The organism is Burkholderia sp. 10_S31 (assembly GCF_056930375.1).
In genome coordinates, this window is the sequence record NZ_JBXOWK010000003.1 from 478,841 (window position 1) to 504,460 (window position 25,620).

The 25,620-nt window shown below is 65.8% G+C and carries 22 protein-coding genes, 1 tRNA gene and 1 riboswitch; of the genes, 6 read left to right on the top strand and 17 right to left on the bottom strand.

Annotated elements, in window-relative coordinates:
• The 8 genes from AC1Z3W_RS22185 to AC1Z3W_RS22220 all read right to left on the bottom strand — a co-directional run bounded on the left by AC1Z3W_RS22185 (position 1) and on the right by AC1Z3W_RS22220 (position 13,534).
• Positions 1–7,632 carry an SDR family NAD(P)-dependent oxidoreductase gene (locus AC1Z3W_RS22185; RefSeq protein ID WP_483508454.1) on the bottom strand — a complete coding sequence of 2,544 codons (7,632 nt, stop codon included), beginning with the start codon at positions 7,630–7,632 and terminating at the stop codon, positions 1–3.
• Positions 7,633–7,897: 265 nt separating this feature from the next.
• Entirely contained in the window at positions 7,898–8,260 is a 363-nt protein-coding gene (locus AC1Z3W_RS22190) for a hypothetical protein (protein WP_124834343.1), read from the bottom strand.
• Positions 8,221–9,123 carry a dTDP-4-dehydrorhamnose reductase gene (gene rfbD / locus AC1Z3W_RS22195; protein WP_483508455.1) on the bottom strand — a complete coding sequence of 301 codons (903 nt, stop codon included), beginning with the start codon at positions 9,121–9,123 and terminating at the stop codon, positions 8,221–8,223. Before rfbD ends, AC1Z3W_RS22190 begins: the two co-directional genes overlap by 40 nt.
• An 8-nt stretch (positions 9,124–9,131) precedes the next feature.
• Positions 9,132–9,683, bottom strand: coding sequence for a dTDP-4-dehydrorhamnose 3,5-epimerase (rfbC, locus tag AC1Z3W_RS22200; RefSeq protein WP_057926195.1), 552 nt, complete (start codon positions 9,681–9,683; stop codon positions 9,132–9,134).
• Entirely contained in the window at positions 9,668–10,561 is an 894-nt protein-coding gene (gene rfbA, locus AC1Z3W_RS22205; protein WP_057926194.1) for a glucose-1-phosphate thymidylyltransferase RfbA, read from the bottom strand. Before rfbA ends, rfbC begins: the two co-directional genes overlap by 16 nt.
• A gap of 11 nt (positions 10,562–10,572) precedes the next feature.
• A complete protein-coding gene (rfbB, locus tag AC1Z3W_RS22210) occupies positions 10,573–11,634 on the bottom strand; it encodes a dTDP-glucose 4,6-dehydratase (RefSeq protein ID WP_483508456.1) in 1,062 nt (353 codons plus the stop codon).
• A gap of 589 nt (positions 11,635–12,223) precedes the next feature.
• Positions 12,224–13,057 (bottom strand): class II glutamine amidotransferase, encoded by an 834-nt coding sequence (locus AC1Z3W_RS22215; protein ID WP_483508457.1) that lies wholly within the window; start codon positions 13,055–13,057, stop codon positions 12,224–12,226.
• A 147-nt stretch (positions 13,058–13,204) separates the two neighbouring features.
• Entirely contained in the window at positions 13,205–13,534 is a 330-nt protein-coding gene (locus AC1Z3W_RS22220; RefSeq protein WP_483508459.1) for a carboxymuconolactone decarboxylase family protein, read from the bottom strand.
• A gap of 130 nt (positions 13,535–13,664) precedes the next feature.
• Here AC1Z3W_RS22220 and AC1Z3W_RS22225 point away from each other — a divergent pair, with 130 nt between their 5' ends.
• Complete coding sequence (locus AC1Z3W_RS22225; protein WP_483508460.1) at positions 13,665–14,612, top strand: cupin domain-containing protein; 948 nt, start codon at positions 13,665–13,667, stop codon at positions 14,610–14,612.
• A 233-nt stretch (positions 14,613–14,845) separates the two neighbouring features.
• Here AC1Z3W_RS22225 and AC1Z3W_RS22230 read toward each other — a convergent pair.
• From AC1Z3W_RS22230 to AC1Z3W_RS22270, 9 genes are all read right to left on the bottom strand, one after another.
• Positions 14,846–14,922: transfer RNA gene (locus AC1Z3W_RS22230), tRNA-Lys, on the bottom strand.
• 108 nt (positions 14,923–15,030) lie between these two features.
• The gene (gene ybgF, locus AC1Z3W_RS22235; protein WP_124834346.1) at positions 15,031–15,780 is read right to left on the bottom strand and encodes a tol-pal system protein YbgF; all 750 of its coding nucleotides are present in this window, start codon (positions 15,778–15,780) and stop codon (positions 15,031–15,033) included.
• A gap of 19 nt (positions 15,781–15,799) precedes the next feature.
• Positions 15,800–16,309, bottom strand: a complete 510-nt coding sequence (gene pal, locus AC1Z3W_RS22240) for a peptidoglycan-associated lipoprotein Pal (RefSeq protein ID WP_057926182.1) — start codon at positions 16,307–16,309, stop codon at positions 15,800–15,802.
• A gap of 17 nt (positions 16,310–16,326) precedes the next feature.
• Positions 16,327–17,622 (bottom strand): Tol-Pal system beta propeller repeat protein TolB, encoded by a 1,296-nt coding sequence (gene tolB / locus AC1Z3W_RS22245; RefSeq protein WP_057926181.1) that lies wholly within the window; start codon positions 17,620–17,622, stop codon positions 16,327–16,329.
• A gap of 109 nt (positions 17,623–17,731) precedes the next feature.
• Complete coding sequence (gene tolA / locus AC1Z3W_RS22250) at positions 17,732–18,802, bottom strand: cell envelope integrity protein TolA (RefSeq protein WP_483508461.1); 1,071 nt, start codon at positions 18,800–18,802, stop codon at positions 17,732–17,734.
• Positions 18,799–19,248, bottom strand: a complete 450-nt coding sequence (gene tolR / locus AC1Z3W_RS22255; RefSeq protein WP_057926179.1) for a protein TolR — start codon at positions 19,246–19,248, stop codon at positions 18,799–18,801. The genes tolA and tolR overlap by 4 nt, the downstream gene beginning before the upstream one ends.
• 10 nt (positions 19,249–19,258) lie before the next feature.
• Positions 19,259–19,936: a protein TolQ gene (tolQ, locus tag AC1Z3W_RS22260; RefSeq protein ID WP_057926178.1), complete on the bottom strand. Its 678-nt coding sequence runs from the start codon at positions 19,934–19,936 to the stop codon at positions 19,259–19,261.
• 144 nt (positions 19,937–20,080) lie between these two features.
• On the bottom strand, positions 20,081–20,566 hold the full coding sequence (gene ybgC / locus AC1Z3W_RS22265) for a tol-pal system-associated acyl-CoA thioesterase (RefSeq protein WP_057926177.1): 486 nt from the start codon (positions 20,564–20,566) through the stop codon (positions 20,081–20,083).
• 108 nt (positions 20,567–20,674) lie between these two features.
• Positions 20,675–21,421, bottom strand: a complete 747-nt coding sequence (locus AC1Z3W_RS22270) for an SDR family NAD(P)-dependent oxidoreductase (protein WP_124834348.1) — start codon at positions 21,419–21,421, stop codon at positions 20,675–20,677.
• Between the two features lie 180 nt (positions 21,422–21,601).
• Positions 21,602–21,702, top strand: a riboswitch (ZMP/ZTP riboswitch).
• A gap of 137 nt (positions 21,703–21,839) precedes the next feature.
• On the opposite strand from AC1Z3W_RS22270, the gene glyA reads away from it, so the two are divergent.
• The 5 genes from glyA to AC1Z3W_RS22295 all read left to right on the top strand — a co-directional run bounded on the left by glyA (position 21,840) and on the right by AC1Z3W_RS22295 (position 25,523).
• Positions 21,840–23,087: a serine hydroxymethyltransferase gene (glyA, locus tag AC1Z3W_RS22275; RefSeq protein WP_483508462.1), complete on the top strand. Its 1,248-nt coding sequence runs from the start codon at positions 21,840–21,842 to the stop codon at positions 23,085–23,087.
• A 6-nt stretch (positions 23,088–23,093) separates the two neighbouring features.
• Positions 23,094–23,573, top strand: coding sequence for a transcriptional regulator NrdR (gene nrdR, locus AC1Z3W_RS22280; RefSeq protein WP_006760615.1), 480 nt, complete (start codon positions 23,094–23,096; stop codon positions 23,571–23,573).
• Positions 23,574–23,726: 153 nt separating this feature from the next.
• Positions 23,727–24,287, top strand: coding sequence for a GspH/FimT family pseudopilin (locus AC1Z3W_RS22285; RefSeq protein WP_483509576.1), 561 nt, complete (start codon positions 23,727–23,729; stop codon positions 24,285–24,287).
• Complete coding sequence (locus AC1Z3W_RS22290; RefSeq protein ID WP_483508463.1) at positions 24,284–24,700, top strand: hypothetical protein; 417 nt, start codon at positions 24,284–24,286, stop codon at positions 24,698–24,700. Before AC1Z3W_RS22285 ends, AC1Z3W_RS22290 begins: the two co-directional genes overlap by 4 nt.
• The gene (locus AC1Z3W_RS22295; protein ID WP_124835145.1) at positions 24,684–25,523 is read left to right on the top strand and encodes a PilW family protein; all 840 of its coding nucleotides are present in this window, start codon (positions 24,684–24,686) and stop codon (positions 25,521–25,523) included. The genes AC1Z3W_RS22290 and AC1Z3W_RS22295 overlap by 17 nt, the downstream gene beginning before the upstream one ends.
• The last annotated feature ends 97 nt before the right edge of the window (positions 25,524–25,620 follow it).

Here is a 25,620-nt window from a genome sequence, read left to right on the forward strand (position 1 = left end):
TTATCGGATCATGCGTTGCGGCTTGTGGCCGGCCTGTTGTGCGGCCTTGATTTCGTCGGCGAACTCCGCGATCGCTTCGCTGGACACGTCCTCGGTGTGCTGGGCCACGACATGCGCGACCTGTTGCGCGACCGTGTCGGGCTCGACCGGTTCGTCGCCGCGCAGCACTTCGATCAGCCGCGTGGCAAGCTTGGTCATGGTGGGGCTCTCGGAGAGCGCCATGACTGGCAGCCGTACGCCGAAGCGGCTCTCGAGCGCGACCACCAGCTCGACGCCCATCAGCGAATCGAGGCCCATGTCGTACACCGAACGATCGGGATCGATCTTGTCGGCGGGCACGCGCAGGATCTCGCTGACTTCATGCTTGATCATGTCGATCACGGCCGGGTGAAGCTCGTCGTCGTTCAGCGTCGCCAGCAGCTCGGCGACATCGTCGCTGCCGTCGTCATCCTGGTGGGCAGTCGCGGCGTCGCGCGCGACCCACGCGAACTTGGGCGTCTGTGCGCTGGGCAGGAAGCGCGACAGAGCGCGCCAGTCCAGTTCGAGCACACCCAGGTCGCCGACGTTGCCCAGCAGCATGTCTTCTAGCGCATCGAGCGCCGTCGCGGCGGGCAGGGCGCTGCCGCCCATGCGGTTTTGCAGCGCGTCCTTGACCTTCTGGTTACGCGCGAGGAAGCCGGCGTCGGCAATGGCGCCCCAGCGCGGGCTGGTTGCAGGCAACCCGCGTGCGCGCCGCTGTCGGGCCAGCGCTTCGAGCCAGCCGTTTGCGGCCACATAGTTCGACTGTCCCGGGTTGCCGAACAGCGTGGTGCCCGACGAATAGAACACGAAGAAGTCGAGCGGTCGCGCACGGGTGAGCTCGTCGAGATGCAGTGCACCGACGATCTTGGGCGCCATCACGCGTTCGATTTGCTCAGCCGTTGCGCCGCGCACGAGCCCGTCGTCGATCACCATCGCGGCATGCACGATGCCGCGCAGCGGTGGCATGTGCGCGTCGACGTGCGCGAGCAGCGCGGCGAGCGCCGCGCGATCGGTGACGTCGCACGCGGCGGCATGCACGTCCACGCCGCGTTCGCGCAGTGCGGCGATCGCTTCCTGTGCCTCGTCCGACGCGGGGCCGCTCCGGCTCACGAGCACGAGATGGCGCGCGCCCTTGTCGGCCAGCCATTGCGCAGTGCGCAGGCCGAAGCCGGACAGGCCGCCGGTGACGAGGTAGCTGGCATCGTCGCGCAAACGCAGTTCGTCCGCGGGCGCGGCGGTGTGCGCCGCCGTGCTTGCCTGCAGGTCGCGACGATAGGTAACGACGATCTTGCCGATCTGGCGCGCCTGTTGCATATGGCGGAACGCGTCAACGATATCGTTGGCGTCGAAGGCGTGATAAGGGAGCGGACGGAGCACGCCCTCCTCGAAGAGCGCCATCATCTCGCCGTACAGGCGTCGCGTCAGATCCGGCCGCTTCGACATCAACTGGTCGGCGTCGATGCCGAAGTAGCTGATGTTGTTCCGGAACGGACGCAGGCCGATGCGGGTGTTCTCGTAGAAGTCGCGTTTGCCAAGTTCCAGGAAGCGCCCGAACGGCTTGAGCGCGCGCAGGTTGCGGTTGATGGCTTCGCCCGCGAGCGAGTTGAGCACGACGTCGACGCCCTCACCATCGGTCGCGGCGAGGATATCGTCGGCGAATTCGAGCGAGCGCGAATCGTAGATGTGCTTCACGCCCATCATTCGCAGGAAGTCGCGCTTCTCGTCCGAGCCCGCGCTCGCGTGAATCTCTGCGCCGATCCACTGCGCAAACTGGATCGCGGCGATGCCTACACCGCCGGCCGCGCCGTGGATCAGCACGCGTTCGCCGGGCTCGAGCCGGGCCAGGTGATGGAACGCGTAGTAGACGGTGAAGAACGTGCTGGGAATGGTGGCCGCCGCCTCGAACGACAGGCTGCGCGGAATGTGCGACAGCGCGCTCGGCTGGGTGACGACGCGGTTGCCGAAGCTGGCCGGCCCGAAGCCGACGACGGCGTCGCCCGGCTTGTATCCGGTGACCTTGCGGCCGACGCGCTCGACGACGCCCGAGAACTCGAGCCCGAGCGTCGGTCCGGCAAAGCCGTTTTCGATCGCTTCGTCGGACAGCAGGCCGAGCGTGTACATCACGTCACGGAAATTCAGGCCGGTGGCTTCGACGCGGATTTGCAGCTCGTCCTCGCGTACGTCGGGCAGCGTATGCGCTTCCCAGCGCAGGTTGCGTAGCTGGCCGGGCACCTCGAAGCCGAGGCGCAGTGCGGTCGCGGTATCGGTCGCGGGTGTCGCCGGCGCCGCGGAATGCGGGCGCGGATTCTTGCGCAGGCGCGGCGCATAGCGTTCACCCGACGCGCCCAGCGCGACTTCCTGTTCGCCGTCCGGCCAGAGCAGTTCGCGTGCGAGCGCTTCGAGCGGCACCGGCTCGGCTTGCGGCAGATCGACGAGGCGAACGTCGAATCCGGCGGCCTCGTTGATCATCGTGCGGCCGTACAGCCACAGCGAAGCGTCGTTCAGCGTCGCGTAGCGGCTGGTCGGCGCGCTCGGCAGGAACGGCGCGGCGCCGGCCGTCAGCAGCCACAGCGTGGTCTTCAGGCCCGCGCGCTCACATGCCGACGCGAGCCCGGCGGCCAGCGCGCAGCGCTGCACCTGGGCCTGCAGCAGGTGTTGCGGATCGTCGCCGTCGGCGAGGTTCGCGCCGTAGGCGAGGCCCGCGAGATGCACGATGCCGCGAATCTCGCCGAGTTCGGTTTGCGCGCGCTGGAGTGCCGCATCCAGGTGCTCGGGTGTGACGTCTGTCTCCACGCGCACCGGCAAGCGGCGGCGGCTCGACAGATGATCGGCAAGCTTGCGTGCGGGGCCGGATTCGCCGGCCGTATGCGCATCCGCGAGAATCAGCCAGCCGCCTTGAGGCGGTTGCGGCTGCGCGACGGCGGCCGCTTCGACGGGCAAGCCGGCGGCGAGCAGATACGGGCCGCACGCGCTTTCCGGCGCGAGTTCCAGCGGCTCGTCACATTCCAGGCCGAGTTGTGCCAGCTCGGTTTGCCAGTGAGCGGCCGTGCGTTGCGGCGAGACCGGCGTGCCGTCGGCGCGCTTGGCCCACCACGCGGCGGTGCCGCCGAAGATGAAGTCCATCCACGCGGCCGGTTGCGTGCCCCACAGCAGCAGCGTGCCGCCGGGCTTGAGGCGGTTCGCGCCGTATTGCAGCGCCAGCCGGGCCGCGTCCAGGTTGCCGAAGTCGCAATGGAAGACGATCAGGTCGGCGTCGCGGTTCGGGCTTGCCGCGCTGGCGTCGATCCGCTGGACCGACAATTCGGGGCAATGCTCGCGCAAGCGTTCCGCGTGTTCGAGCGCGGCATCTTCGGAGCTTGCGTAGCTGAAGTCGGCAACCGCGAAATCGAGATGGCGGCACAGGTCAGCGGCCACGCGCGATGCGCCGGCGCCGATTTCCAGAATGCCGACGCGCTGGTCGGGCGCGCGCGCGACCAGCGCCTTCTCGAGGTGCTCGCTCAGCGTGTCGGACAGCCGCTGGCTCGCCTCGTCGCCCAGCACGTAGTGCGCGAGCTCCACGGGCGTGACGTCGCGGGGGCACACGTTTGCCCACGCGGCCGCGCCAGTCAGCAGGGCGGGCAGGTGCAGGCCGACTCGGCCGGTTGCGTGAACCAGCGTGAAGTAGTCGGGGTATTCGCGCAGCAGGCTGTTCCAGATGTCGCCGGTGCTGGCGCCGTCGTCTTGCGGCACATCGATCTGCCAGTCCTGCGAATCCGGCAGCCGGTGCGCGCTGCGGCCGAGCGCCCAGTCGAGCAGCGGGGCGGCGTGCGGTGCGGCATCGCGACAAGCGGTGAGCGCGGCGGCGTCCAGTCGACCGTCGGTCGACAGCGTCAGCAGCGCTTGTGCGGCATAGCGGTCGCACAACGTTTCCAGCAGCGGATCGACTTCTTGCGCATAGCGTTCGAGCAGGCCGTCGGTCGCGATGGAGCGGACCGTCGCGCGCAGCGCGGGCTGCAGCGCGTTGCGTCGCAGCGCGGTGTTCGCGGGTTGCCGGCTCTGCGGGTGCGGGCTCGGCGTGGCGGCGTAATCGAGGAAAGCGAGCGGTTCGCCGTGCGCCTTTGCCAGGCGCACGCTGCGAAAGCGCGCTTCGCTGACGGCCGCGATCTGCTGCCCGTGTTCGTCGAAGATCGCGAATTCGGCGGTGAGCGAATGTGGCGCCCGCTTCAGCAGGCGCGCACGCACGCGGTGCGGCGTGCCTTGCCCGGCGCGCCAGCGCAGCCGGCCGATGCGGGTCGGCACGAACGCGATGCCGTGTCCCAGCGACGGATCGTCCTTCAGCATCTGGATGATGAGCTGGAACGTGCAGTCGAGCAGGGCAGGGTGCAGCAGGCTGTGGGGCAGGCTGTCCGCCAGCGCTTGCGGCGCGTGCAGTACGGCCACCACGCTTTGCGGCGATTCGATCCAGCCGTGCGACACGGCCTGGAAGGCCGGGCCGTAGTCGAGTTCGGCCGCGCGTGTCAGCTCGAGGTGCGTGGCGCCCGTGAAGTCAGGCTCGCGCTCGGGCAGCGCAGGCGCGGTTTCGGCCAGTTGCTGCGCGTTTGCGCCCGACAGCAGGCGGCCGCTGGCGTGCACGGTCCACGGATCGGTGCTGCCGACCTGCTTGCTGCGCAGCCTGAAGCGGCCGTCGCCTTCGTCGAGCGACAGCCGGGTGATCTTGCTCGGCGTGGCCGACAGCAGCAGCGGCGCATGAATCTCCAGTTCCTCGACGTCCGCGTGGTCGCCGGGGTGCCATTGAAGCGCGGCGGCGAGCGCGATTTCCGCGAAGCCGGAGCCCGGGAAGACGGTCGCGTGGCCGACCACGTGGTCGGCGAGCCACGGCTGAAGTAGCGTATCGAGCTGGTTTTCCCATGCAGGCTGGGTCTGCTGGGTCATCTTATAGCCGAGCAGCGGATGAACGCGGCGGCGGCCGAGCTGGTTCAGCGACTCGGTAGTGACCGGGTGCCAGTAGCGCTCGCGTTGCCACGCGTACGAAGGCAGTTTGGTGCGTGCCGCGTCGCTCGGGAAGAATCGCGTCCAGTCGATCGGCACACCGCTGATCAGCGTCTGCGCGACGGCTGCCTGCACGCGTTCGGGTGCGTCGTCGGTGCGGCGGCCGGTCGGGATGCAGTGGCCGGTCTTGCCGTGCTGCTTGAGCGTCTCGTTGACGTAGTTGCGCAGCACGGGCGCCGGGCCGACTTCGATCAGCACGTTGCTGCCTTGCGTGACGAGGCTGTCGAGCGCCTGCTCGAAGCGCACCGGCACGCGAATGTTGCGCCACCAGTAGTCGGCATCGAGCACGGTGCCGTCGAGTTCGGCGCCGGCCACGGTCGAGAAGAACGGCACGCTCGCGCGCTGCGGCCGGATATGGGCCAGCGCCTGCTTGAGCGGGGCTTCGATCGGATCCATCGCACTGCTGTGGAACGCGTAATCGAGGTCGAGCTGCTTGTAGAACACGCGGCGCTCGGCGAGCACCCGGCCGACCTGCTCCAGCGCGTGCGGTGCGCCGGCCAGCGTGGCGCCCTTGGCGCTGTTGTAGCCGGCGACGCACAGCGCGTCCTGCAGGCCGAGCTCGTCGAGCAGCGCGGCGGTGGCGACGCCGTCGATGCCGACTGCTGCCATGCGTCCCTTGCCCTTCGTGAGCCCCTGCTGCTGGCTGCGGTGATAGATGACCGCGACGGCATCGGCGAGCGAGAGCGCGCCGCACGCCCAGGCGGCGGCGACTTCGCCGACGCTGTGTCCGATGACGGCGGTGGGCCGCACGCCTTGCTCGGCGAGCATGCGCGTCACGCCGACCTGCAGCGCGAACAGCGCGGGCTGCGCGATTTCGGTGCGCTCGTAGACGCCGTCCTGCGCGTCGCGCTCGAACAACGCGTTGAGCGACCAGTCGGCAAGTTCGGCGAACACGCGATCGATTTCGACGGTCGTCTGCTTGAAGACCGGATGCGCGAGCAGCTTGCTGCCCATTCCCGCCCATTGCGAGCCGTTGCCGGAATACACGAAGACCGGGCCTTGCGCGTCGCGCACGCCGACGCCTTCGTGGATCGACGGGTTCGCCGCATCGTCGGTGCCGAGTTGCTCGAGCAACTGCGCGACGTGCTCGCTGTCGGTGCCGAATACGACCGCACGCTTTTCGTGCCAGTCGCGACGCAGCGCAGCTTCATGCGCGACGTCGTACAGCGCCGGGGCGCCCGGGCCGCGCAGCGTATCGGCGAGCTTGCGGGAGTTGGCCTGCAGCGCCGCGGTGCTGCGGCCGGTGACGATCACCGGCACGGCGGCCGTTGCCGTCGCGCGCGTATCCGGCGTGTTGGCCGCTTCGGCGGGCGTCTGCAGGATCACGTGCGCGTTGGCGCCGCCGAAGCCGAACGAGTTGACGCCGATGGTCAGTGTGCCGGTTTCGCGCAGCGGATACGGCTTGGTCAGGACTTCGATGTTCCAGTCGTCGAAGCGGATGTTCGGATTGAATTCCTTGATGCCGATCGTGCCCGGTACCACGCGATGCTGCAGGCTGTAGATCGCCTTGACGAGCCCGGCGACGCCGGATGCCGCTTCGAGGTGGCCGAGGTTGCTCTTGACCGACCCGATAGGCAGCGGCGCATCGGCGGCGCGGCACTGGCCGAGCGCTTGCCCGATCGCGCGGGTTTCGATCGGATCGCCCACCGGCGTGCCGGTGCCGTGGGCTTCCAGATAGTCGATCGCGCTCGGCGGAATGCCGGCCTGCTCGTAGACCTGGCGCATCAGCGCGGTCTGGGCGTCCACGCTCGGCACGGTCAGGCCCGACTTGCGGCCATCGGTGTTCACCGCGGTGCCGGCCACGACGGCGAGGATGCGGTCGCCATCGGCGACGGCCTGGTCGTAGTCCTTCAGCAGGAACAAGCCGCCGCCTTCCGAGCGCACGTAGCCGTCGCCGGATGCGTCGAATGTCTTGCAGCGCCCGTTGGGCGACAGCATCGACGCCTTCGAGAACGTGATGAAGCCGTACGGATGCAGGTGCAGGCTGACGCCGCCCGCGATCGCATGGCTGATCTCGCCGTTGGCGATCGCGCGGCAGGCGAGGTGGAAGGCCACCATCGCCGACGAGCACGCGGTATCGATGGCCAGGCTCGGGCCACGCAGGTCGAAGACGTAGGACAGGCGGTTGGCCGCGATGCTGGCCGTATTGCCGGTCGCCATGGACGCATCGACCGTCGCGAGGTCGTCCGCCATCCGGTACGAATAATCCGCGCTGGCGATGCCGACGAACACGCCGCAGTCACTGCCGCGCAGCGACGAAGGCTTGATGCCGGCGCTTTCGATGCTTTCCCAGCCGAGTTCCAGCAACAGTCGTTGCTGCGGATCCATCAGAGCGGCTTCGCGTGGCGAAATGCCGAAGAAATCCGCATCGAAACCGGAGACGTCGCCGATCGAACCTGCGGCGAACGTGTAGGCGGTACCCGGATGTTCCTTGGCCGGATGCAGATAAGCGTCTTTCGACCATCTGCCGGCTTCGACTTCGGTGACGCAGTCCTTGCCGTTGAGCAGGTCGTTCCAGTAGTGACGACTATCTGTTCCAGGAAATCGAAACGCCAATCCGACTAAAGCGACGCATTTGCTCATGTGCTTGTATCTTTCTTACTGGCTGACTGCGTGATTTCCCTGTTATTGCATGCGAAAAGCAAGGCGGCCCGGGGGTTGTACGGCAGATGAGAGGGGGAGATTGACCATGCCCGCCAGCTTTGGACATGGACGCGACCCGCGATTTTATCTCGAAAACTATGTTTCACCCTAGAACGTCTCGAAATTTGCGGACCGGTCGGACGCGGTATGGTAGCGCAGCTTCGATTGAAGGGGCGGATCGGCGCGGGGATGTAAACAGTTCTAATCAATATCTCGTTATTGCTTCCGGCCAGTCGTGCGAATGGCGCTCGCCGAACACATGTTTGATACGTGATCGCATGAAATGAGGAATATTTTGCATCAAAAGGGGGCGGTCGGATGCTGGATCGGGTATTTTTTGCCGATTGCTGGCGGGATGGCGCACGGGTGCTGAACGTTGCGGCGTGCCGCGCATTTGAATAGAAATGCTGTGCGCGGATATTTCCGGGATGGACGACGCTACAACCGGAATGGCCGGAATATGCATTCCATAATAATGCGAAATAATCCGCCAGCCGCGATTCAGCGAGAAACGGCTGGCGGTGCGCTTTAAATCTCTTTCATGCAGAGTTCGAGCGCGGTTTCCCAATCCGGTGCGCCGAGGCCGAAGTGCTCGGCTAGTTTCGCATTCGACATGCGGGAATTGGCCGGACGTGCCGCGGGCGTCGGATAAGCGCTGGCGGGAATCGGTGCCACCGACGGCTTCTTCGGGAGATTCGACAGACGGAAGATCGCTTCCGCGAATCCGTGCCACGACGTCGAGCCGCCCGCGCACAGGTGATAGATGCCGGAATGCGTGCGCCACCATTCGTCCCGGCCGGCCGCGCCTGCACCGATGGCCTGCGCGGCGACGTTCGCGCTCAGTGCGGCGATCGTCTTCGACCAGGTGGGTGCGCCGATCTGGTCCGAGACGATCTTCAGCTCGTCGCGCTCGGCGCCCAGGCGCAGCATGGTCAGCAGGAAGTTCTTGCCGCGCGTGCCGTACACCCAGCTCGTGCGGAAGATCAGGTGCGCGCATCCCGATGCCGCGATCGCCTGTTCGCCCGCCAGCTTGGTCTCGCCGTAGACGTTTTGCGGATCGACGGGGTCATCCTCGACGTACGGGCCGTTCTTCGTGCCAGCAAACACGTAGTCCGTCGAGTAATGAATCAGCGCCGCGCCGATGCGCTTCGCTTCTTCCGCGAGCACGGCGGGTGCTTCCGCATTCAGCCGCGTGGCCAGCGCGACGTCGTTTTGCGCCTGGTCCACGGCCGTATAGGCGGCCGGGTTGACGATCAGGTCTGGCTTGACGTCGCGCACGACGTCGCGCACCTGATCGAGGTTCGACAGGTCGAGCCGGCTGCGATCCAGTGCGACGACCTTGCCGAGACCCTGCAGGCTGCGCGCGAGCTCGAACCCGACCTGACCGTTGATGCCGGTGAGCAGGATGGTCCGCTGTTCGGGGGATTGCATGGCGCCGCTCATGCGTAGCACTCGGCTTCGACGAGTCGCTTGCCCGCTGCATCCTTCGCCGCCAGCACCGGCTCGCCGTCGAACGGCCATTGAATGCCGATCTCCGGATCGTTCCACAGCAGGCTGCGTTCGTGCTCCGGGAACCAGTAGTCGGTCGTCTTGTACAGGAATTGCGCGGACTCGGACAGCACCACGAAGCCGTGCGCGAAGCCGGGCGGCACCCAGAGCTGGCGGTGGTTGTCGGCGGACAGCGTCACGCCGATCCACTTGCCGAAGTTCGGGGAGCTGCGCCGGATGTCGACCGCGACGTCGAACACCTCGCCTTCGACCACGCGCACGAGTTTGCCCTGCGCGTGTTCGATCTGATAGTGCAGCCCGCGCAGCACGCCTTTCGCCGAGCGCGAATGGTTGTCCTGCACGAACTCGACGCCGGTTTCGACGAGTTCCGCGAATTCGCGGCCGTTGAAGCTCTCGTAGAAGTAGCCGCGCGCGTCGCCGAATACCTTCGGCTCGACGATCTTGACTTCGGGGAGTGCCGTAGCAGTTACCGTGATGGCCATGCAACCTGATCCGTAAGAATGTTCAGCAAATATTTACCGTAGCCGTTTTTCGACAGCGGCTGCGCGAGCTTCTGCACTTGCTCCGCATCGATCCAGCGCTTGCGGAACGCGATTTCTTCGGGGCAGGCGACGACCAGGCCTTGCCGCTTCTGCAGCGTCGCGATGAAGCTTGCCGCCTCGATCAGCGAATCGTGCGTGCCGGTGTCGAGCCATGCATAGCCGCGTCCCATGATCTCGACGTTCAGCGCGCCGTCTGCAAGATAGCGCGAATTCACGTCGGTGATTTCGAACTCGCCGCGCGGCGACGGCTTGATGTCGGCCGCGATGTCGCACACGCGGTTGTCGTAGAAGTAGAGACCGGTGACGGCGTAGTTCGAACGCGGTTTTGCCGGCTTCTCTTCGATCGACAGCGCGCGGAATTCGTCGTCGAACTCGACGACGCCGTAACGCTCCGGATCGTGCACGTGATACGCGAACACCGTCGCGCCCGTGTCCTGTGCGTCCGCACGCTCGAGCTGTTTCGCCAGATCGTGACCGTAGAAGATGTTGTCGCCGAGGATCAGCGCCGACGGATCGTTGCCGACGAAATCCTTGCCGATCACGAACGCCTGCGCGAGACCGTCAGGCGACGGCTGCACTGCGTACTGGATGTTCATCCCCCACTGGCTGCCGTCGCCGAGCATCGATTCGAAGCGCGGCGTGTCCTGCGGCGTCGAGATGATCAGCACGTCGCGGATGCCCGCGACCATCAGCGTCGACAGCGGGTAATAGATCATCGGCTTGTCGTACACCGGCAGCAGCTGCTTCGACACGGCGTGCGTGATCGGATACAGCCGGGTGCCGGACCCGCCGGCGAGAATAATGCCCTTGCGTGCCATGTCCGTTGCCCTTACGCGCGTTGCGCGTAGTTCGTTGCGACCCACTTGCGGTAGTCGCCCGAAGCGACTTCGTCGACCCATTCCTGGTTGTCCAGGTACCAGCGCACCGTCTTCGCGAGGCCCGTTTCGAACGTTTCGGCGGGCTTCCAGCCGAGCTCGCGCTCAAGCTTGCGCGCATCGATCGCATAACGACGATCGTGGCCGGGACGATCCGTCACGTAGGTAATCTGGTCGCGATACGAGTCGGCCTGTTTCGGCCGCAGCTCGTCGAGCAGGTCGCACAGCGTATGCACGACCTCAAGGTTCTTCTTCTCGTTCCAGCCGCCAACGTTGTACGTTTCGCCGGTCTGGCCGCGAGCGAGCACCTCGCGAATCGCGCTGCAGTGGTCGCCGACATACAGCCAGTCACGCACGTTCTGGCCGTCGCCGTACACCGGCAGCGGCTTGCCGGCGAGCGCGTTGGCGATCATCAGCGGGATCAGCTTCTCCGGGAACTGGTACGGGCCGTAGTTGTTCGAGCAGTTCGTGGTCAGCGTCGGCAGGCCGTACGTATGCTGATAGGCACGCACGAGATGGTCCGAACCGGCCTTGGTGGCCGAATAGGGACTGTTCGGCGCGTACGGGGTCGTTTCGGAGAATTGCGGATCGGTGGCCGACAGCGAACCGAATACTTCGTCGGTGGAAACGTGCAGGAAACGGAATGCGGCCTGGTCCGCTTCAGGCAGCGTATTCCAGTACTGGCGCGCCGCTTCGAGCAGCGTGAACGTGCCGACGACGTTGGTTTGCACGAAATCCGCCGGCCCGTGAATCGAGCGATCGACGTGGCTTTCCGCAGCGAAATGCAGGACCGCGCGAGGCTTGTATTCGGCGAACAGCGCGTCGAGCGCCGCGCGGTCACAAATGTCTGCTTGCGCGAACACGTGCTTCGCGTTTCCGTGCAGCGATTTTAACGTTCCGAGATTGCCCGCATAGGTCAGTTTGTCGACGTTCAGTACCGATTCGTCCGATTGACGCAGCCAGTCCAGCACAAAGTTGGCGCCGATAAACCCGGCACCACCTGTAACCAATATCATGTAGCCTCTTTTATATGTTAATGGCAGCGAATCCTGCCTTGCTCTCGTTCGTGTACGTTGCCCTCGATTGATGCAGGGCGAAGAATATCAAGAAAAAATCGTGCAGGCCCGGCGGACATGAGCGGACTGGTTTGCCCGCGTATTCTTGGGCATTCCTTGGCGGCGACGCATGCACCAGCCGGGCGGTTTGCATTGCAAGACTATTAATTCTCTATGCCGCGGGACCCACCCTGCACCTGTTGTGTGCGGCGTATCACGACGTCCCGTCCTCTCGCGTGTGATTCGTCAGACATGCTGTCGCACGCAAACATTTGCGCGGACCGCAGCAAAGAAACAGCAGGCGGGGCTCGAGGCAGAATGTGATGAGTTTTTGGCGCCGGTTAAAATCGATGGCAACTATATCATGCTCGATTCGTTGGGTGCGAATCAGACATTTATATCGCGATTTAAAACTGACATGTTTTTGCTTTACCGCCATGGTCTTGATGCCGCTGCGACCGTTGCTGCGCTTGCCGGGTTACTCGTCGAAACCGGTTCTATCTAGATGCATTCCGCGCATCGACGCTGATACCTGAAGCACCGCTTCGGCCTACTTATGCCGCGGATTAAACGGCCGCTGCTGCACATCCGCCCCATGCGCGACGATCGCCGTGCTTTCCGGCACTTCCTCCCATGCCCCGCGCAGGTCGACAAGCGGTTCCGAGACGACCATGAACGCGTCGTCGCCCGCTTCGGCGATGCGCGGATTGTGCGGATAGAGTTCGTGCAGGTGCTTGAACGACGTGCTGTGGAACAGCGAGCGCGATTGCCGTTCGCTCGAGTAGCGCACCGCGATGATCCGGTCACCGTCCGTCGTGCAGATCGTCATGTTGAGCGGCTCGGCGACGCGATACCGCGCGGCGGTTTCCTCGACCACGCCGACCATCCGCTCGAGCGCAGCCAACGGCGTCTGCTCGAGGCCGTAGGTCAGTGCGAGTCGAAACATCAGTTCGGAGTCGGTCGAGCCTTCGAGCGTCGGGAACAGCGCCGGGTCGACCTTCATCGTCAGGTCGCGGCGCAGCTTGTGGAAATCGCGGATCAGCCCGTTGTGCGCGAAGAGCCATCGGCCGTGGCGGAACGGGTGGCAGTTGGTTTCCTGGACCGGCGTATCGGTCGCTGCGCGAATGTGCGCGATGAACATCCGCGAGCGGATCGCACGCGCGGCTTCGCGCAGGTTGCGGTCGTTCCATGCGGGATGCACTGAGCGGTAGCGGAACGGCAGTTCGTCGGGGTGGCCGTACCAGCCGATGCCGAACCCGTCACCGTTGGTGGTCGTGGCGCCCAGCTCCGAATGCAGGCTCTGGTCGATCAGCGAATGCTTCGCGCGAAACAGTACGGTCTCGAGATGAATCGGATTACCCGTATAGGCGAGCCAGCGGCACATGGTGCGCTCCTCCGCGATGAGTCTTCGCGCATGGTAGCCGACTTCGCGACACCGCTTACGCGACCGCGGCGCGCCCGTCGGTTGGCCGATAGTGCCGGCCGATCGTCGGTAAAGGATGCGGCGGGCGCCGCACCCTTCATGCGCGCGTCACTCGCCGAGCGCGTCCATCACGCGGGCCGAGTAGACGAGCGCCGCACCCGCGTTCAGCGCGATCGCGACGCCGAGTGCTTCTGCCACTTCCTCCTTGGTCGCGCCGTGCTTCGCGGCTTCGGCCGTGTGCACCGCGATACAGCCGTCGCAGCGCGTCGTGACGGCCACCGCGAGCGCGATCAGTTCGTGTGTCTTCGCGTCGAGATGGCCCGTCTTGGCACCGGCGCCGGACAGCGCCTTGTAGCCGGCCAGCGTGTCGGGCGACAGCTTGGCGATATCGCCGATGCGGGTCGAGAGTTCCTTCCGGTATTCGTTCCAGTTCAGCATGATGCGTCCTTTCGAGAAGAGGTGGGTTAGGCGGCGGATGCCGCGATCTCGGGCGATGCAGGACTTATTCTGATCGTTCGCGCTGAGGGTTTCGATACGTTAGAGTGTCAATTTTTAGCGCAAACGTCTCATGGACGCGTTGAGTCAACTGTTGTCGCTGGGCCGCAGCCATGTCGAGCTCGACGTGCGCTGCCTGCTCGACGGCCCGTTCGCGATGCCGCACGACCCGTTGCCGCCCGGCGAGGCGGCGTTTCATCTGTTGCTGTCCGGAAAGTGCCGGTTGCGCACGGCCGACGGGCGCACGCTGCGGCTGGCCGACGGCGACTTCGTGCTGCTGCCGGCGGGCGACGCGCACGATTTGTCGGATGCGGACGGTGGCCGCGCCAGGTCGGTCGCGTCGCTGCGCGAAGTGGGCGAGGCCAGTGGAGCGGTGCTGCCGGTCAAGTCGAACCGCGATCCCGCGGATGCGGGCGAGGCGGGTGTCGACCTGCTCTGCGGGCGCTTCGTCTATGCACGCGGCGCCGGTGAATTGCTGATGCGCACGCTACCGCGCGTGCTGCACGTCGGGCTGCGCGAGGCGTCGGGGCTGGCGTCGCTGCAACTGCTGACGAGCGTGCTGCGCGCAGAGGCATCGAATGCGCAGCCGGGCGGGCGCGCCATCGTGAATGCGCTCGGACAGGCGCTGCTCGCCTATGCATTGCGCGCGTACGGCCGCGATGCGCGCGTGCCGGCCGGCTGGCTCGCGCTCGCTGCCGATGCGCGGCTCGGCCCGTCGGTCCAGGCCGTGCTGCAAACGCCGGCGAAGCCGTGGACGGTCGAATCGCTCGGCGCGGCATCCGCGATGTCGCGCGCGACGTATGCGCGGCATTTCCGCGAGAAGGCAGGGATGAGCGTTGGCGCGTTCGTCGCGCAGATCCGGATGATGCATGCGTGCGCGCTGCTGCAGGACACGCAGCGCGGGCAAGCGGAAATCGGGCAGGCGGTCGGCTATCAGTCGGAGGCGGCGTTCGGCAAGGCGTTTCGCGCGGTGCTCGGCACGACGCCGGGGCGCTGGCGGCGTGCGCAACGCGGCACGTAAGGCTGCAAGCGCGATCGTCGTGTGATGCGGTAGCCGCCGTTCGTATTCGTCGCGGCGTCGTGGGCCGCCCGTATCGCGTCAACCCGCATGCACCGGCGAACCGCAGGCTCCCCGTCCGGACGACTGCGTCGAAATCGGCGCGAGCATCATCGAGATGCCGAGCCGAACACGGCAGGAAGCAGACGCAAAAAAGCCTCCGCTTGGGAGGCTTTAATTGCACTATCAAAGATAGTTGGTAGGGTGGGAGGGACTCGAACCCTCGACTCTCTGATTAAAAGTCAGATACTCTAACCAACTGAGTTACCACCCCACGTTCTTGAAACCTGTTAGTCCGTTGCGCTAACAACTCTCGCAGCGACCTAAAGAGCAAAAAATTATAGCGACGGATTGCGAGCCTGTCAACAACCCGCCGCGATAATTATTTGATGCTCTCGATCTTGCCCTGCGCCGTCTGCGCAGCGTTCGACCCGGCGTACTGCGACACGACCTGCTCGAACGTCTTCTTCGCGGCCGCCTTCTGGCCTTGCTCGAGCTGGTTCGTCCCGATTGCGACGAGCGCGTCGGCCGCGCGCGGATGCTGCGGATACTTGCTCACGATCGCTTGCCACGTCGCAGTCGAGCCGCGGTAGTCGCGCAGCGCATATTGCGCATTGCCGAGCCAGTACTGCGCGGTCGGCTGGTACGGGCTCTGCGGATACTTCGCGATGAAGCTGCGGAACGATGCCGCGGCCGCCTTGAAGTTGCCGTTGCGGAACTGCTGCTGCGCCGCGCTGAGCGCATCCGTTTCACCCGGCTGCACGGTGCCTTCGACACCATCGATCGTCGCCTGTTGCGGCTCGAACTTCTTGAGTCGCGTGTCGAGATCCTGGTAGTACTCCTTCTGCTGCCGTTCGAGCGTCGTCAGCCGGTTCGTCAGATCCTCGTTCTCGCCGCGCAGCGTCGCGACCTGCTGGTTGAGCTGGTCGAGACGGCCGGATTGATCGAGGATCGTACGCTGGGCGGCCGACAACTGACTGGCCAGGTTGTCGGTCTTGCTGCGCAGGTCGAGCACGGCGCGGCGCGCTTCGTTGTCGTCGAACACGCCGGCGTGCGCCGGCGCGGCCGACCACGCCGCGCCGGCGACGCAGAATGCTGCGGCAACGCGCAGCAGGGATACACGGTGCGTCATACGGCGATTCTTCCGTTACTTACTGTTGGTAGACGAGGTCGGCGCGACGGTTCTGCGCCCACGATGCTTCGTCGTGACCCGTTGCCTGCGGCTTTTCCTTGCCGAGGCTCACGGCTTCCATTTGCGAGTCGTTCACGCCGAGCAGTGCCATCGCGCGACGGACGGCTTCCGCACGCTTCTGGCCCAGCGCGAGGTTGTACTCGCTCGTGCCGCGTTCGTCGGTGTTGCCCTGGATCAGCACGTGACGCTGCGGGTGGCTCTTCAGGTACTGGGCGTGCTGCTGCATCAGCGGCTGGTACTCGTCCTTCACCGAATAGCTGTCGAAGTCGAAGTAGATGCTGCGCTTCGCGAGCGGGCTGTTCGGGTCGTTCAGCGGATCGACGTTCACTTGCGCGACGTTGTCGGCGCTCGGCTGCGTGCTCATCGCGCCCGCATTGGCCTTGTCGTCGAGCTTCACGCCCGACTTGCACGCTGCGAGCGCGCTGATCATCATCACGGCCAGGGCCAGACGAGCTTTATTCGACATCATGGTTACTCTCCTTGTGGTCATTGCATGAAGGGCCCCCACGACGGCTCACGAACGGAGCCGCCCTGGACGGACAGGATCTGCGGCGGCGCGCTGCCGTCGGAGGGCACTGCTGCCAGCACGTTGCGACCACCCGACTGGGTAGCGTAGAGAAGGTACTGGCCGTTTGCCGCGAAGCTCGGCGATTCGTCGCGATTGGTATTCGTGATGGCGTTCGCCGCGCCGGTTTGCAGATCCTGAACGTACAGCTTGAACCCCCCACCCGTGCGGGAGATGTAGGCAAGCAGCTTGCCGTCCGGGCTGATGCGCGGACTGGTGTTGTAGCTGCCGGTGAAGGTCACGCGTTGTGCCGAGCCGGCGCTTTCGCCTTGCGCGGGCATCCGGTAGATCTGCGGCGCACCGCCGCGATCGCTCGTGAAATAGATCCAGCGGCCGTCCGGCGAGTAGAACGGCTCGGTGTCGATCGAGCTGCTCTGCGTGAGCCGGCGCAGACCGCCGCCGTTCGCATTGACCGTATAGATTTGCGTATTGCCCGTCAGCGACAGTGCGACGGCCAGCGTGTTGCTGTCCGGCGACCACGCCGGGGCGCTGTTGTTGCCCTTCTGGTCCGAGACCATGTAGCGGCGGCCGGTCGGCAGGTCATGGATGTAGACGATCGGCTTCTTGCGCTCGAACGACACGTACGCGACCTTCGTTCCGCTCGGCGACCACGCCGGCGAGATGATCGGCTCGGTGCTCGACAGCGCGATGCGCGCGTTCTGGCCGTCCGAATCCGAAATCTGCAACTGGTAGCGGTTGCCGGTCTTGATCACGTACGACAGGCGCGTGGCGAACACGCCGCGCACGCCGAGCAGCTTCTGGTAGATGTAGTCGGCGATCTTGTGGCCGGCCGTGCGCAGCGTGGTGTCGTTCGCCGTCAGCGACAGGCCGCCGAGGCTTTGCTGCTTCACGGTGTCGTACAGGATGAAGTTCACCTTGTACTGGCCGTTCGCTTCGCGGTTGACGCTGCCGGCGACGAACGCGTTCGCGCCCTTGGCCTTCCACGCGCCGAGATCGACCGAAGCGGTCTCGGGCACGGGCGTGCTGCCTGCGTCGATATTGGTGAATTTGCCGCTGCGCGCGAGGTCCGCACGGACGATCGACGTGACCTGCTGCGGCAGGCCGGCCTCGTTCGCGAAGTTCGCGGTGGCGATGGGGAACTGGGTCGAACCGACGCCGGTGATCAGCACGTTGACCTGCGCGTTAGCGGCGCCGCCGGCCGCAATCAGACACGAGGCCACGAGTGCCCTGAAACCTAGTTTCGTCATCAAACTCATGCTTCTTGCTTCCCATGTGACTTGGATCGCTGCGCAACCGCAGAGACAGTAAAAATACCCGATTCGTTCCCGTCCGGCAGCGACGCACGGAGTGTAAGCGCATTTCCGCTCACTCCGCCGCCTTGAAGGTAATCGTAATACTGGACGGGGTATGACCGTCAGTATCGGGCGGTAACGGGACCGACGCCTGGATTGCATTGACGACCGCTTGATCCCACCCCGAATTGCCGCTCGGCCGCGAGACCGATACGCTCAACAGGTCGCCCGAGGGCGTACAGCGGATCTTGACGATCGTCGTGAGCCCCGCGCGCTCGCCACCCCAGACGATGTTCGGCTTCACGCGCCGGCGCACCTTGTCGGCATAGCCGGGCGACGCGGCATTGCCGCCGGAACCCGTACCAGTGCCACTTTTCGCGAGCCCTTGGCCGCCGCCTTCGCCGGCACCCGCCAGGCCCTGCATCTGCGCAAGCCGCGCATTCCGTTCCCGGTCGAGCTTCGCTGTTGCTGCTGCATCGGCCTTCGCGCGCGCAGCCGCTTCGGCCTTTGCCTTGGCCTGGGCGTCCGCCTTTGCTTTCGCGGCCGCGTCGGCCTTGGCCTTCGCCGCCTGCTGGGCTTCCAGCTGCGCCTGCTTCTGCTGCTGCAGTTTCTGCTGCTGGAGCTGCTTTTGCTGTTCGAGCTTCTGCTGCTCCACGAGCTGCTGTTGCTTGAGCTTGTCCGCCTGCTTCTGCTTTTCGCGCTCGGCGGCCTTTTGCGCGGCGAGCGCGGCGGCCTGCTGGGCTGCGAGCTGCTCGCGCCGGGCTTCCTCTTGCTGCGTTTTCAACTGCTGCGCGCGGCGCTGCTGTTCGAGCAGCGCTTCGCGCGCGGCCGCTTCCTGTTGCCGTTTCTTCTGCTGCAGTGCAATGTCCGCCTGCTCGTCACGGACCGGGGGAGGGGGCGGTGCGAGCTTCGCGGGCGGCGTGGGCGTGACGACGGGCCGCGGTGCGGGGACGTCGGGCACCTCGGTCCACAGCTCGGCTTCGGCGCCGGCCGGCGTGCTGTTTTGCCACTGCACGCCGTGATAGAGGAACAGCGCGAGCAGCACGTGCATCAGCGCGGCGAGCGCGAACGCGCGCCAGGTGCCGCGCTCGCGAGGGGGCTGAGACGGGTAGGCGTTGCTGCGCGTGGATTGCTGCCGGTTCATTGCGATTTGACGAGGAGGCCGACGCGCTTGACGCCGCGCGCCTTCAGATCCGACATCACGGTCATGACTGCATCGTACTGCACGGTCTTGTCGGCCGCGATCACGACCGGCTGGTCGGGATGATCGGCCTGCCGGGCCGAGATGAAGCTGTCGAGCTCGGCCTTGGTCATCGTGTCTTCCTGCGTCGCGCCGGCGTCGCCCTTGTACTTGACGCTCATCGTGCGGTCGGCCTTGATGTTGACGACGACGGGCGGCGTCTGTTCCTGCGGCGCTGCATTGCCGACGGTCGGCAGATTGATGATCGACGGGGCCACGAGCGGTGCCGTGACCATGAAGATCACGAGCAGCACCAGCATCACGTCGATATACGGCACGACGTTGATGTCGGCCATCGCGCGACGCGAGCGGCCGCCGCGCATGCTGGATCGAATGGGACTTCCTGCCATGGCGTGCTCCTTACTGGGCCTGACGCTGCAGGATGTTCGAGAACTCTTCGATGAAGGTCTCGAAGCGGATCGCGAGGCGGTCGATGTCGTGCGCGTAGCGGTTGTACGCGACCACCGCCGGAATCGCGGCGAACAGGCCGATCGCGGTGGCGACGAGCGCCTCGGCGATGCCCGGTGCGACGTTCGCGAGCGTGGCCTGCTGCACGTTCGCGAGGCCGCGGAACGAGTTCATGATCCCCCACACGGTGCCGAACAGACCGATGTACGGGCTGACCGAGCCGACCGACGCGAGGAACGCGAGGTTCGCTTCGAGCACGTCCATTTCGCGCTGGAACGATGCGCGCATCGCGCGGCGCGCACCGTCGAGCACGAGGCCCGGGTCGCTGATCCGCTTTTCCTTCGCCTTCAGGAATTCACGCATCCCCGATTCGAAGATCCGCTCGAGCGCGCCGATCGTGTGGCGGTTGTTGGCCGCGCTCTGATACAGCGCCTGCAAGTCGCCGCCCGACCAGAAATCCCTTTCGAAGCGTTCGGTCTGCGCGCGTGCGCGGCGGATCGCGAACCACTTGCGGAAAATGAAGGTCCACGACATCAGCGACAGCAGCAACAGCAGCCCCATCACGGCCTGGGCCAGCACGCTCGCGTTGAGGACGAGGGAAATGATCGACAGGTCTTGAGTTGTGTTCATAGAGGTTTGAGTAACGTCCCTTCGGGGGTGCCCGGCGAGGGCGCACGGTATGCGTGCGGTGCGGCGCGCCGGTCAGGCCTGGCGCCGAACCTTGCTTAGTATCGATTCAGGAAGGCAAGTTCATAGGCTTTGTCTAAACGGTGCTCATGCGAGCTTCGTTGACAATACAGTTTGCCCGGCGTCGATGACGGGCCCGCGTTGCAGCACGTCGAGCACGGCCGGCGGGATCGCCGCGGGCCGGATGCCGGTTCGGTCCACGCAGCCGAGGCGGATGTGTCCGGCGACGAGCAGCGTGTCGCCACGCCAGGCTTCCTGTGTGAATTCCACCGATGCGCGGCCGATGCGTCCGGGCCGGCTCGTGATCGTCAGTGCGTCGTCGAGTCGCGCCGGCGCGCGGTAGTCGAGCGACGTGCTGCGGACGATGAAGATCGCGTCCGTATCGTCTGCGAGCCGACGCTGGTCGATGCCGCACGCGCGCAGCCATTCGGTGCGGGCGCGCTCGAAGAATTTCAGGTAGTTGGCATAGAAGACGATGCCGCCTGCGTCGGTATCCTCGTAGTACACGCGTACCGGCCAGGTGAAGCCGGAGGGCGCGTCCGGGGAGCGGGTAGGCTGAGTCATGGCGCGCATTTTACCGGAAGGCCGGAGCCGGATTCGTAACCGATTCGTAACGGAATGTAGTATGCGGTAGCACGCCGCAGGCCGGCCGGAGGCGGGCCCGCGGCTGTGCCCGGCGTATCAGCCGCGATGGATCGTGAGGCCGGCCGGAGCCTGGGCGACCGGCATCATTTCGATCGTGTTGATGTTGACGTGCGCGGGGCGCGTCGCGATCCAGTAGATCGTGTCGGCGATGTCCTCGGCCGTGAGCGGCTGGACGTTCTGGTAGACGTTCGCCGCCTTTGCATCGTCGCCGCGGAAGCGGATGTTCGAGAATTCCGTGCCGCCGCACAGGCCCGGCTCGATGTCGGTTACGCGCAACGGTGTGCCGATCAGGTCGGCGCGCAGGTTCAGGCTGAATTGTCGGACAAAAGCCTTGGTTGCGCCGTATACGTTCCCGCCCGGATACGGATAGGTGCCGGCGACCGAACCGAGGTTGAAGATGTGGCCGCGGCCTCGCGCGATCATCCCGGGCAGCAACGCGTGCGTGACGGTCACGAGGCCCGAGCAGTTCGTGTCGATCATGGTCTGCCACTCGTCGAGGCTGGCCTTGTGGGCCGGCTCGACGCCGAGCGCGAGACCGGCGTTGTTGACGAGCACGTCGAGTGCGGCGAATTCGGCGGGAAGGGCGGCCGGCACGGCTTCGACGGCTGCGCGGTCGCGTACGTCGAGCTCCAGCGGCAGCAGCGCGTCGCCGAGTTCGGCCGCGAGCGCATCGAGACGATCCTTGCGGCGCGCGGTTGCGACGACGCGGTGGCCGCCCTTGACGAAGGCACGGGCGATGGCGGCGCCGAAGCCGGCGGACGCGCCTGTGACGAACACGATCATTGCTGCTCCTGGTCGGTAACAAAGTGGCGGATAGTATCCCGCAAGCCTACTGAGATTGCCGCACCGCGGCAAGGCGCCAAAGCGTGTCGGGGCGGGTGCGTAGAGTCTGGCCCTTATTGTTTTGGGGCCGCTGCCGTGCGGTTGCCTATTCATGACGCATCCAATACACTAACGCGCTCATCACCCCTGCGTGACTGGCGATAGAACCCTTCGGGTTCAAGGTGGAGCATCCCACCGTGAAGCGCGGGGCGCCGTTTTTGCCGTTCGCCTGGGCAGCCGTTGTGCGCCGTTGCGTGCATCGCCGGTGGCTGTCCTGTCTCGCGTCATACGGATTCTTCCGCCACGTCGAGCTGGTTCCGCCAGCAGCGCAATGTACTCGGCCACCCCGGTCAACCTGTACACACTTAACGGAAACCGTATGTTTGACAGAGCCCAAAGCACCATCGCGAACGTCGATCCCGAAATCTTTGCAGCGATCGAGCAGGAAAACCGCCGCCAGGAAGATCACATCGAGCTGATCGCGTCGGAAAACTACACGAGCCCGGCCGTGATGGCCGCACAGGGCTCGCAGCTCACGAACAAGTATGCGGAAGGTTACCCGGGCAAGCGTTACTACGGCGGCTGTGAATACGTCGACGTGGTCGAGCAGCTGGCGATCGACCGCGTGAAGCAGCTGTTCGGCGCGGAAGCCGCGAACGTGCAGCCGAACTCGGGTTCGCAGGCGAACCAGGGCGTGTTCTTCGCGATGCTCAAGCCGGGTGACACGATCATGGGCATGAGCCTCGCGCACGGTGGTCACCTGACGCACGGCTCGCCGGTGAACATGTCGGGCAAGTGGTTCAACGTGGTGAGCTACGGCCTGAACGAAAACGAAGACATCGACTACGACGCAGCCGAGAAGCTGGCAAACGAACACAAGCCGAAGCTGATCGTCGCGGGTGCATCGGCATTCGCGCTGAAGATCGACTTCGAGCGTCTGGCGAAGATTGCGAAGTCGGTGGGTGCGTACCTGATGGTCGACATGGCGCACTACGCGGGCCTGATCGCCGCGGGCGTGTACCCGAACCCGGTGCCGCACGCGGATTTCGTGACGACGACGACGCACAAGAGCCTGCGCGGCCCGCGCGGCGGCGTGATCCTGATGAAGTCGGAATACGAGAAGCCGATCAACTCGGCGATCTTCCCCGGCATCCAGGGTGGCCCGCTGATGCACGTGATCGCGGCGAAGGCCGTGGCGTTCAAGGAAGCGCTGTCGCCGGAGTTCAAGGAGTATCAGCAGAAGGTGGTCGAGAACGCACGCGTGCTGGCTGAAACGCTGGTCAAGCGCGGCCTGCGCATCGTGTCGGGCCGCACCGAAAGCCACGTGATGCTGGTGGACCTGCGCGCGAAGAACATCACGGGCAAGGCGGCGGAAGCGGCGCTGGGTGCTGCGCACATCACGGTGAACAAGAACGCGATCCCGAACGATCCGGAAAAGCCGTTCGTGACGAGCGGCATCCGCCTGGGTTCGCCGGCGATGACGACGCGCGGCTTCGGCCCGGCGGAAGCCGAGAAGGTCGGCAACCTGATCGCCGACGTGCTGGAAGCGCCGGAAGATGCGGCGACGCTCGAGCGCGTGCGCGCGCAAGTGGCCGAGCTGACCAAGCGTTTCCCGGTCTATCGCTAATCCAGCATGCGCTGCCCGTTCTGCCGGCATGAAGACACGCAGGTCGTCGACTCGCGCGTGTCCGAAGATGGCGCCGCGATTCGTCGGCGCCGTCGCTGCTCGGCTTGCGACAAGCGCTTCACGACGTACGAGCGGGTCGAGCTGAACCTGCCGGCCGTCGTGAAGAAGGACGGCAGCCGCACGGAATTCGACCGTCGCAAGATCGTCGCCAGCATGCAACTCGCGCTGCGCAAGCGGCCGGTTGCCGCTGACGCGATCGACGCGGCGGTCGCCCGCATCGAATATCAACTGCTCGCGACCGGCGAGCGTGAAGTGCGTAGCGAGAAGCTCGGCGAACTCGTGATGAACGAGTTGCGCGGTCTCGATACGATTGCCTATGTCCGTTTCGCATCGGTTTACCGCCGGTTCGAGGATGTGTCCGAATTTGCCGACGTGATCGAAGAGTTCCGTCGCGCGTCCCCCTCCAAGCCTCCACGTAAGCGCTGACGCGCTGCGTTCGTTCATCGTCTTCTCCGTGGGTTCAGTTCGCACCGATTGTGTCGGTCGCGATCGCATGTCGCCAGTCGGCCGTTCGGCCAATGGCGCGCGTTCGCTCGCGTCGCTACAGTCGTCGCATCACGTTGACGGAGGGCGATGGCAATGGAATTGCACCGGCAGGCCGTTGAAAAAAGCTTGCGACGCTGCGGCGGTTTCACGCTCGTCGAGCTGATGGTCGCGATCGCGCTCGCGGCCGCGATCGGACTTTCCGCAGCACCCGCATTCGATCAGTGGCGCATGCGCGAACGCGTGGACGCCCGCTCTCGCGCGCTGCTCGGTGCACTATCGTTCGCGCGCACCGAGGCGACGCGTCTCGGCGTGCGCGTCACGCTGTGCAGGGCCGGGCGCGACGGCGACTGCGTGCGTCCCGGCGAGCGGTGCGACCCGGCGGAATGGTCGTGCGGCTGGATCGTCAGCGGGCAGTTCGACGGGCAATCGCGCGTGCTGCGGCGCTATCCGCGCGATGCCGACATCGCCGTCGCGGGCGCTGCACACGATCTGGCGTTTGCACCGCCGGCGGGCCAGGTGCTCGGCGGGATCAGGCGTTTCGAATTGCGTCCGCAGCGCGCGCTGCCCGGCGATGATGCACACGTATCGCGTTGCATCCGGATCGCGGCGGGCGGTCGGGCGCGCGTCGTCGCCGGGCGTTGCGACGCGGCATGAAGCATCCGTACAAGTCGATGCACGGTACGTCGCTGCTCGAAGCGGTGCTGGCCATTGCGCTGCTCGCAGCCGTGATGCTGGCCGTGGCCGGCAGCCAGCTCGCGATGACGCGCGCGCAGCGAGCGACGATCTGGCGTGAACGCGCGCTGTGGCTGGCCGACGCACGCATCGAAGGCCGGCACGCAGCGGCGGGTGTCGACGACGGCATCGCGGCGCTTGCAGTCGCATCGTTGCCGGGTGGCGCGATGACGCTCGATCATGGGTCGGGCGGCATCCGGTACGTGATAGTTGGCTGGCGCGATGCGGACGCGGCGGCGTCGGCGCGATGCGAAGGTGCCGGGGCAACGGTGAAGCCGCCGTCGTGCGTGCGGATTCCGTTTCGGGAGGCCGAGATCGATGCGGTTGAACACTGAGCGCCGCAGCCGCGCGCATACGCTGCTCGAAGTGCTGATCGCGATGATCGTCGGTCTGCTCGTGCTTGCCGCCGCCGGTGCGCTGTATCACGCCCAGCGCGTCGCGCAGCGGCAGGCGGAAGACGGGTTCCGGATGCGCGATGCGGCCGCCACCGCATTGATGCTGATCGGCCAGCAGATCCAGATGGCCGGGTTTCGCCCGCTCGATGTCGAAGGGCCGTCATCGTTGCCGCCGGTGTTCGGTTGTTCCGCGGGGCGCGTGCGAGGCGACGGCGCACAGGTGCGCTGCGAAGCCGTGCGCGCAGCGTCGGATGCGGTGCTGGTTCGGTATGTCGGGGATGCCGTGTCGACGTGGCTGACGGTCGGCTCACACGTATCGGATTGTCTCGGACAAGGTGTCGGGGCTCCCGGTGAGCGGCCGCTCGTGGAAAACCGTTTCGACGCGCATGTCAGTCCGTCGACGGGCGAGCCCGAGCTGTACTGCGAAGGAAGCGGGCGCCCCGGTACGCCGCAACCCCTCGTGTCCGGCATCGACCAGCTGCGCATGCGCTACCTGCGTCGCGAAGGCGCGCAGTTCGTCGACGCGGAGGCGATTGGCGCAGGCGACTGGCACGATGTCATCGCCGTGCACGTGTGCGTGCGGGCGCGTGGCGAACCGATGCGCGAGCCCGTGCGTCATGTCGATTGCGACGGCCGCACGGCCGCGTCGCCGGATGGTCGCGCGCGTCTGGTGCTGCATCGAATCGTTGCGTTGCGGAATGCCGCGGTCGCATTCGCCGATCCTGCCCGCGACACGCCGCAGGACCAACAGGCGTTGCGATGACCCACGCCAACGGATTCATCGACGAGCTTGCGATGCAAGTCGCGACAAGTCGGGCAAAACGCGCGCGTGCCATGTCGCCCTGCGGCCCGCAGCGCGC